The organism is Streptomyces sp. NPDC050388, assembly GCF_040655635.1.
In the GTDB taxonomy this organism is placed as follows: Bacteria; Actinomycetota; Actinomycetes; order Streptomycetales; family Streptomycetaceae; genus Streptomyces.
This window is the reverse complement of the sequence record NZ_JBFAKH010000149.1, coordinates 1-9,615: the sequence shown is the minus strand read 5'-3', so window position 1 is coordinate 9,615 and position 9,615 is coordinate 1. Positions and strand designations below refer to the sequence as shown.

Sequence of the window (9,615 nt, the reverse complement as noted above, 5' to 3'; positions counted from 1 at the left end):
TCGGCCATCCGGGCGGCGAACACCGGCGAGGCCTCCAGCAGCCCCACCGCCATCCCGGCCCACTGCGCCCCCTGACCGGGGAACACGAACACCGGACGGGTCGGTGCCGTGGTGTGCCCGGTCACGGTGCCGGGAGCAGCCAGGCCCTCCGCCAAGGAGCGCAGGTCGTGCAGCAGCGCGTCGCGGTCGTTCGTGACGAGAGCGGCACGGTGGTCGAAGTGGGCGCGGGTGGTGGCCAGTGACCAGGCCACGTCCACGGGGGTGAGTCCGGGGCGGGCGGTGAGGTGGTCCGCGAGACGGGCGGCCTGGGCGCGCAGAGCCTCGTCGGTCTTGCCGGAGAGGACGACCGGGACGCCGGACGCCACGGTCCGGTCCATGACCGGGTGCGGGTCCATGATCGGGCCGGGGGAGACGGGCTCCTGTTCCGGGGCCTGTTCGAGGATGATGTGCGCGTTGGTGCCGCTGACGCCGAAGGACGACACGGCGCCACGGCGGGGCCGGTCCGTCTCGGGCCACGGCTGCTGCTCGGTGAGGACCTCGACCGCGCCCGACGTCCAGTCGACGTGGGTGGTCGGCCGGTCGACGTGCAGGGTCTTGGCCAGCACGCCGTGCTGCAGCGACATGACCATCTTGATGATGCCCGCGACGCCGGCGGCGGCCTGGGAGTGGCCGATGTTCGACTTCAGGGAGCCCAGCCACAGCGGCCGGTCCGCGTCGTGCTCCTGGCCGTAGGTGGCCAGCAGCGCCTGCGCCTCGATCGGGTCGCCGAGCTTGGTGCCGGTGCCGTGCGCCTCGACGGCGTCCACATCGGCGGGCGTCAGGCCGGCGTTGGCGAGGGCGGCGCGGATGACGCGCTGCTGCGACGGGCCGTTGGGGGCCGTCAGGCCGTTGGAGGCGCCGTCCTGGTTGATCGCCGAGCCGCGCACGACGGCGAGGACCTGGTGGCCGTTGCGGCGCGCGTCCGACAGCCGCTCCACGAGCAGCACACCGACACCCTCGGACCAGCCGGTGCCGTCGGCCGCGTCGGCGAAGGCCTTGCAGCGGCCGTCGGCGGCGAAACCTCCCTGGCCGCTGAGGCCGGCGAAGGCCGCCGGGGTAGCCATGACCATGACGCCTCCGGCGAGGGCCATGGAGCATTCGCCGCTCCGCAGGGCCTTCACGGCGAGGTGCAGCGCCACGAGGGAGGAGGAACAGGCGGTGTCGATGGTGACCGCGGGACCTTCGAGGCCGAAGGCGTAGGAGACGCGGCCGGAGACGACGCTGGCGGAGATGCCGGTCAGCAGGTAGCCCTCGTTGCCCTCGGAGGCGTTGAGGAGCGCCGAGTAGTCCTGGCCGCTGGAGCCGGCGAACACGCCGACGCTGCTGCCCTTGACGGTGGCCGGGTCGATGCCGGCCCGCTCGAAGGCCTCCCAGGAGGTCTCCAGCAGCAGCCGCTGCTGCGGGTCCATGGCCAGGGCCTCACGCGGCGAGATCCCGAAGAACGCCGGGTCGAACGCCGCCGGTTCGGCGACGAAACCGCCGAGCAGTTCGAAGGAAGCACCGGGCTCGGTACCGGGCAGGGCATCGATGCTCCAGCCGCGGTCGGCGGGGACGGGGCCCATGGCATCGCGGCCGTCGAGGACGAGCTGCCACAGGTCCTCGGGCGAGTGGACATCGCCGGGGAGCCGGCAGCTCATGCCGATGATGGCGATCGGTTCGTCGTCGGCCGGGCCGACGGCGGCGGTGGCGGCGGTCTCGGCGGCAGCCGGGCTGCCGAGCAGTTCGGCGCACAGGTGCTCGGCGAGGACGGTCGGTGTGGGGAAGTCGAAGACGAGCGTGGCGGGCAGGCGCATCTCGGTGGCCAGGCTCAGCCGGTTGCGCATCTCGACGGCGGTCAGCGAGTCGAACCCGAGGTCGCTGAAGGCCCTCTGGGGCTGGATCTCGTGGCCGGAGCGGTGGCCGAGCACGGCGGCCGCGGCGTCGCGCACGACGTCGAGGACGAAGGCCATGCGCTCCTCCTCGGGCAGCTGCACCAGGCTGCGTACGAGGGAGGAGACGACCTCGGTGTCCGCCGCGGCGGCGGCCGGACGGGCGGCGGGCCGGATCAGGCCGCGCAGCATCGCGGGGATCGCCTCGGCGGGGGTGTCGGCGCGGGCCGGCAGGTTGATGTGCGCGGGGACGACGACAGGTTCGGGACGGGCGGTCGCCGCGTCGAACAGGGCGAGGCCGTCCTCGGCGGACATGGCGGTGACGCCGGCCCGGTCGATGCGCTGCAGGTGGGACTCGTCGAGGTTCGCGGCGAGGCCGCTGAGTTCGGCCCACAGACCCCAGGCGAGGGCGACGGCAGGCAGGCCGCGGTCCCGGCGGTGGGTGGCCAGGGCGTCGAGGAAGAGGTTGGCTGCGGCGTAGTTGCCCTGGCCGGGGCCGCCGAGGGTGGCGGCGAGGGAGGAGAAGAGGACGAACGACGCGAGGTCCAGGTCCTGGGTGAGTTCGTGCAGGTGCACGGCGGCGTCGAGCTTGGGGGCGAGGACGCCGTCGATGCGTTCGGGCGTCAGTGCGGTCAGGACGCCGTCGTCGGACAGGGCGGCGGCGTGGAGGACGGCGGTGAGCGGGTGGGCGGCGGGGACGGCGTCGATGACGCGGGCGAGGGCGTCGCGGTCGCCCGCGTCGACGGCGGCGAAGGTGACGGTGGCGCCGAGTTCCTCAAGCCTGGCGGTCAGTTCGGCCGCGCCGGGCGCGTCGCCGCCGCGTCGGCTGAGTAGCAGCAGGTGGCGGGCGTCGTGGGCGCGTACGAGATGCTCGACGAGGAGGGTGCCGATGGTGCCGGTGGCGCCGGTGACCAGGACGGTGCCGTCCGGGTCGAGCAGGACGCGGCCGGTGCCGGTGTCGTCTGTGCGGGGCGCACGGGCCAGCCGCGGCACGTGCAGGGCGCCGTCGCGGACCGCGAGCTGCGGTTCCGAGGTGGCGAGGGCCTGCAGCAGGGCGCGGCGGGAGGCCGGGGCGGTGTCGAGGTCGACCAGGACGAAGCGGCCCGGGTTCTCGTTCTGGGCGGACCTGATGAGGCCCCAGGCGGTGGACTGTGCCGGGTCGTCGAGGGTGTCACCGTCACCGGTGCTGACGGCGCCGCGGGTCACCAGGACCAGCCGGGTCTGCTCGAACCGGTCGTCGGCCAGCAGCTGCTGGGCGAGTTCCAGGGCGCGGTGCGCGGCACCGTGGGCGGCCTCGGCGAGGGGGGCGCCGGGGAGGGCCGGGAGCGGTGCGACGACCGTGGACGGCAGCGGCATGCCGTCGTCGACGGCGCGGGCGAGCGCGGTGAGGCTCTCGAACCGGGCGGCGGCGGGCAGCTTGAGGCTGTTGTCGCCGATCAGTACGCAGTCGTCGGTGTCGTGGCTGCCGCCCGCGGTGACGGGGGTCCAGTCGACGCGGAACAGCGAGTCGCGGGAGCCGTCGGCGCCGGAGCCGAGCTGCTCGGCGGAGACGGGGCGGAAGACGAGTTCCTCGACGGTGGCGACGGGCCGGCCGGTGGTGTCGGCGAGGTGGACGGTGACGCCGTCGCTGCCGGCGGTGCGCAGGAGCCGTACGCGGACGGCACGGGCCCCGGAAGCGTGGAGGGTGACGCCGTTCCAGGAGAACGGCAGGCGGCCGCGGCCCTCGCCCATGCCGCCGTCGAGGTCGTTGAGGGCGTTGACGTGCATGGCCGTGTCGAGCAGCGCCGGGTGCAGGCCGTATGCGCGGGCGTCGGTGGCGTCGTCGTCGGGGAGGGCGACCTCGGCGAAGAGTTCCTCGCCGCGGCGCCAGGCGGCGGTCAGGCCCTGGAAGGCGGGGCCGTAGGAGTAACTCTGGGCCGCGAGGTCCTCGTAGAAGGTGTCGAGGGGGAGCAGGGTGGCGCCGGGCGGCGGCCAGGCGGTGAGGTCGTCGCCGCGGGCCGTCGTCGCCGCCGGGGCCAGGATGCCGCTCGCGTGGCGGATCCACGGCTCGTCCGTGTCGGTGGCGGGCCGGGAGTACACGGTGACGCTGCGCAGGCCCTGTCCGTCGGCGGAGCCGACGGACACCTGAACGGCGACGCCGCCGTGCTGGGGCAGGACGAGCGGGGCCTCCAGGGTGAGTTCGCGGACCTCGCCGCAGCCGGCCTGGTCACCGGCGGTGATGGCGAGTTCGACGAAGGCGGTGCCGGGCAGCAGTGTGGTGTCGAGGACGACGTGGTCGGCGAGCCAGGGGTGGGTCTGCACGGACAGGCAGCCGGTGAACAGCATGCCGTCGCCCTCGGCGAGGCTCACCACGGCACCGAGCAGTGGGTGCTCGGCGGAACGCTGGCCCACGGCGGTGATGTCGCCGGTCCAGCCGGTGGACAGCTTGGGCCAGTAGCGCTCGTGCTGGAACGCGTAGGTGGGCAGGGTGATGCCGCGGGCGCCGGTGCCCTCGTAGAAGGTGCTCCAGTCGACGAGGGCGCCGCGGACGTGGAGTTCGGCGACCGCGGCGGTCAGCGCCTCGTTCTCGGGGCGGTCCTTGCGCAGGGCCGGGACGAAGGCGGCGTCCGCGCGTACGGAATCGGCGCCGACGGCGGACAGGGCCCCGCCGGGGCCGATCTCCAGGTAGGTGGTGACACCGAGCTCGTCGAGGGTGCGCAGCCCGTCGGCGAACCGCACGGCCTCGCGCACGTGCCGCACCCAGTGGCCGGGGGTGCGCAGCTCGTCGGCGGCGACGATGCCGCCGGTGAGGTTGGAGACGATCGACAGCTTCGGCTCGTGGTAGGTCAGAGTCTCGGCGACCTTGGCGAAGTCGTCGAGCATGCCGTCCATGTGCGGGGAGTGGAAGGCGTGGCTGACGCGGAGCCGCTTGGACCGGCCGAAGCGGGCCGCGAGGGCGAGGACGGCGTCCTCGTCGCCGGAGATCACCACGGAGGCGGGGCCGTTGACGGCGGCGATGGCGACGCCGTCGGTGAGCAGCGGACGGATGTCGTCCTCGGTGGCCTCGACTGCGGCCATGGCGCCGCCGGTGGGCAGGGCCTGCATCAGCCGGCCCCGTGCCGCGACCAGCGCGGCGGCGTCCTCCAGCGACCACACCCCGGCCACGTGCGCGGCGGCCAGCTCACCGATGGAGTGACCCAGCAGGTGATCGGGGACGATGCCCCAGTGCTCCATCAGCCGGAACAGCGCCACCTCGAGGGCGAACAGGCCCGCCTGGGTGAACACCGTCTGGTCCAGCAGGTCGGAGCCGGTGTCGAGGACGACGTCCTTGAGGGGTCGGTCCAGATGCTTGTCGAGTTCCGCGCAGACCGCGTCGAAGGCTTCTGCGTACACGGGGAACGCCTCGTACAGTTCCCGGCCCATGCCGGGGCGCTGCGCACCCTGCCCGGAGAACAGGAAGGCCAGCCCGCCGTGCTCCAGCACGCTGCCCCGCAGCACGCCGGGGGCGGTGGCGCCGTCGGCGACGGCCCGCAGGGAGTCGAGGAGTTCGGCGCGGTCGGCGCCGAGGAGGGCGACACGCTGGTCGAGGGCGGAGCGGGTGACGGCGGTCGACCAGGCCACGTCCAGGGCGCCCGCGTGCGGGGCGGTCTCGAGGTGGGAGAGGAGGCGGGCCGCCTGCTCGGTCACGGCCTGCTCGGTGTGTCCGGACAGCAGCCACGGGGTTCCGGCGGGCGTACGCGTGGCTGGCGCCGTCTCGTCGGCTGGGGTGGCGTCGGCGGCCGGGGCCTGTTCGATGATGGTGTGCGCGTTGGTGCCACTGATGCCGAACGAGGAGATCGCGAAGCGCCGCAGCTCACCGGTCTCGGGCCACTCGCGGGCCTCGGTGAGCAGCTCGACGTCGCCGGCGGACCAGTCGACGTGGCTGGTCGGCTGGTCGACGTGGAGGGTTTTGGGCAGCACGCCGTGGCGCATCGCCATGACCATCTTGATGATGCCGGCGACACCGGCGGCGGCCTGGGTGTGGCCGAGGTTGGACTTCAGGGAGCCCAGCCACAGCGGGCGGCCCTCGGGACGGTCCTGGCCGTAGGTGGCGAGCAGGGCCTGCGCCTCGATGGGGTCGCCGAGCTTGGTGCCGGTGCCGTGCGCCTCGACGGCGTCGATCTGGGCGGCCGACAGGCCGGCGTTGGCGAGGGCGGCGCGGATGACCCGCTGCTGCGACGGACCGTTGGGAGCCGTCAGGCCGTTGGACGCGCCGTCCTGGTTGACGGCGGAGCCGCGGACGACCGCGAGGACCTCGTGCCCGTTGCGGCGGGCGTCCGACAACCGCTCCAGCAGGACCAGGCCGACACCCTCCGACCAGCCGGTGCCGTCGGCCGCGTCGGCGAACGCCTTGCAGCGGCCGTCGGACGCCAGGCCCCGCTGGCGGCTGAACTCGATGAACATGCCGGGCGCGGACATCACTGTCACACCACCGGCGACGGCGAGGGAGCACTCGCGCTGCCGCAGCGCCTGCGCCGCCAGGTGGATGGAGACCAGCGCCGACGAGCACGCGGTGTCGACGGACACCGCCGGCCCCTCCAGGCCGAACGTGTAACTGATACGGCCCGACACGATACTGCCGGAGGTGCCGGTGAGGTAGTAGCCCTCGACGCCCTCGGTGAACTGCAGCAGCGACGAGTAGTCCTCGCCGGACGCGCCGGCGAACACACCGATCTGGCGGCCGCGCACGGACGACGGGGCCATGCCCGCCCGCTCGAACAGCTCCCAGGTGCTCTCCAGCAGGAGCCGCTGCTGCGGGTCCATGGCGAGCGCTTCACGCGGGCTGATGTCGAACAGCGCCGGGTCGAAGTCACCGACACTGTCGAGGAATCCGCCGGAGGCGGCATACGAGGAGCCCAGCTTGTCGGGGTCGGCGTCGTAGAGCCGCTCCAGGTCCCAGCCGCGGTCCTCGGGGAACGCGGAGATCGCGTCCCGTCCCTCGTCGACCAGCTGCCACAGATCCTCCGGCGACCGAACACCGCCCGGGAAACGGCAGGCCATCGACACGATGGCGATCGGCTCGTGCTCCCCCGCCTCCAGCTCGCGCAGCCGCTGCCGGGTCTGGTGGAGATCCGCGGTCATCCGCTTCAGGTACTCGAGGACCTTCTTGTCATCCGCCATGCCCCGCCAGCCCCTCCAGGAATTCCGTACATTCGGCAATCACGCTTGTTCAGGCCTCTCCGAACTCGTTGTCGATGAAGGCCAGGACTTCTTCGGCACTCGCGGCGTCCAGCCGGTCGGCGACGCCCCCGTCCGCTTCGGCGGGCGCCTGCTCCCCGTCCAGCCGGGCCACCAGGGCCCGCAGGCGCGAGGTGATCCGCTGCCGGGCCCCCTCGTCGCCGTCGAGGCCCGCCAGGCCGGCCTCCAGCCGGTCCAGCTCCGACAGCACCGCCGTCTCCGCCCCCTCGGACGTCCGGGCCGCGCCACCGAGCTCGCCGCACAGGAACCCCGTCAGGGCGATGGGGGTGGGGTGGTCGAACACCAGGGTCACGGGAAGCCGCAGACCCGTCCGCACACCGAGCCGGTTGCGCAGGTTGACGGCGGTCAGCGACTCGAATCCGAGGTCGCGGAACGGACGCTTGGCGCCGATCTGCTCCGCCGAGTCGTACCCGAGGACAGCCGCTGCCTCCGTCCGCACCAGCTCCAGCAGCTTCCGTGTCAGCTCGGACTCCGGCAGTCCCTCCAGGGACGCCCGGAACTCCGCGGCACCACCGTCCGCCGCGCCGTCGCCCTCGTCCGCGGACCGGGTGACGAACGCGCGGACCTCCGGGACGTCCTCCAGCCAGGGTGCCGGACGGGCGGCGAGGTAAGCAGGCAGGAACGCCGCCCACTCCACATCGGCGACCAGGACGGCCGCCGACGGCTGCGGACCGGCCGGGTCCGTACCGGGGAGCGTGCCGGGAACGGCGCGGCCCAGGGCGGCGAGCGCCACCTCGGTCGGCAGCACCGGCAGGCCGCGACCCCGCATCCGGTCCGCGAAGCCCGGGTCGTCCTGCGCCGTGCCGCCGTCGGCCCACGGGCCCCACGCGATCGACGTGCCGGGCAGACCCAGCGCCGTGCGGTGGCCTGCCAGCGCGTCCAGGTAGGCGTTGGCCGCCGCGTAGGCGCTCTGGCCGACGCCGCCGACCGTGCCCGCGAACGCGGAGAACAGCACGAACGCGTCCAGGTCACGGCCCTCGGTGAGCCGGTGCAGGTGGGCGGCGCCGGTCACCGGGACGCGCAGCGCGTCGGCGATCCGGTCCGGGGTCAGGGTGTCCAGGAGCCCGTCGCCCGTCGCGCCCGCGGCGTGCACCACGGCCGTGACGGGGGTCCCGTCTGCGTCGAGCTTCCCGAACAGCGCTTCCAGCGCTGCCCGGTCCGTGACGTCGCAGGCGGCGATCGTCACCCGGGCGCCCGTCTCGGTGAGCTCCTCCCGCAGAGCGTCCGCGCCCGGGGCGTCCGGGCCCCGGCGGCCGACGAGCACGAGGTGCTCGGCGCCGGTCTCGGCGAGCCGGCGGGCGACATGCCTGCCGAGCGCACCGGTGCCGCCGGTGACGAGCACCGTGCCGGACGGCCGCCACTCGCCCGCCGCAGCGCCGAGCCCGGTCCGTACGAGACGGCGGGCGAAGACTCCGGCGGGGCGCACCGCGATCTGGTCCTCGCCGCGGTGCGCGCCGCCGAACACCGCGCACAGGCGGGTGGCGACGTTCTCGTCCCACTCGGCCGGCAGGTCGACCAGACCGCCCCAGCGCTGCGGCAACTCCAGCCCGGCGACCCGGCCCAGGCCCCATACGGCGGCCTGCGCGGGACTCACCAGCGGGTCGCCCGTACCGACGGAAACGGCGCACCGGGTCAGCGACCACAGCGGCGCCTGCACCCCGGCATCGCCCAGTGCCTGCACCAGGGCCACCGTTCCGAGCACACCCACGGGTTCGGCATCGGTGCCGGTGCCCGTGTCGGCGAGGGGCAGCAGGGAGACGACGCCGTCGACGTGCTGCGGGTCCAGGTCCGCGAGCGCGGCCGCGAGGACCGCCCGCCCGGTCACCGTGACCCGGACGGCGTCGGCACCGTGCTCGGTCAGCGCCCGGACGATCGCGTCGGCCTGCTTGTCGTCGTCGGGGAGGCTCTCCGGTACGGCGACCAGCCAGCGGCCCGGAAGAACCGGCAGGTTGTTGCCGACGTCGGTCCGCTTCCAGATGACACCGTACGTCCAGGAGTCCAGGGCGGACTGCTCACGCCGCTGCCGTCGCCACGAGGACAGCGTCGGCAGGGCGGCCTCCAGAGGCTCCGTGTCGGCACCGCCCAGCGCCTGCGTCAGCGCCTGAAGGTCCTGGTTCTCGACGGCCTCCCAGAAGGAGGCGTCCACGCCGTCCACTACCGCGGTCGCGGCCTCCGCGGACAGCTCGGGCCAGTAACGGGTGCGCTGGAAGGGGTAGGTGGGCAGGGCGGTGCGGCGGGCGCCGGTGCCGGCGTAGACGGTGTCCCAGTCGACGTCGACGCCTGTCACCCACAGTTCGGCCAGCGAGGTCAGCAGCCGCTCCACGCCGCCCTCGTCGCGGCGCAGGGTGCCCAGCGCGGCGGCCTCCGCGCCGGCGTCCTCGATGGTGCCCTGCAGGCCCAGGGCCAGCACCGGGTGCGGGCTGACCTCGACGAAGACGCTGTGCCCGTCGGCCAGCGCGGCCCGGGTGGCCCGCTCGAACTCCACGGTGGC

The 9,615-nt window shown here is 74.2% G+C and carries 2 protein-coding genes; both read right to left on the bottom strand.

Going from position 1 to position 9,615, the window contains the following annotated elements; translation table 11 throughout:
- The coding region (locus AB0I73_RS38695) for a type I polyketide synthase (RefSeq protein ID WP_363045091.1) at positions 1 to 7,046 on the bottom strand (7,046 nt) is incomplete at its 3' end.
- A gap of 49 nt (positions 7,047 to 7,095) precedes the next feature.
- Positions 7,096 to 9,615 (bottom strand): SDR family NAD(P)-dependent oxidoreductase (locus AB0I73_RS38690; protein WP_363045090.1); only part of this gene is annotated, 2,520 nt, incomplete at its 5' end.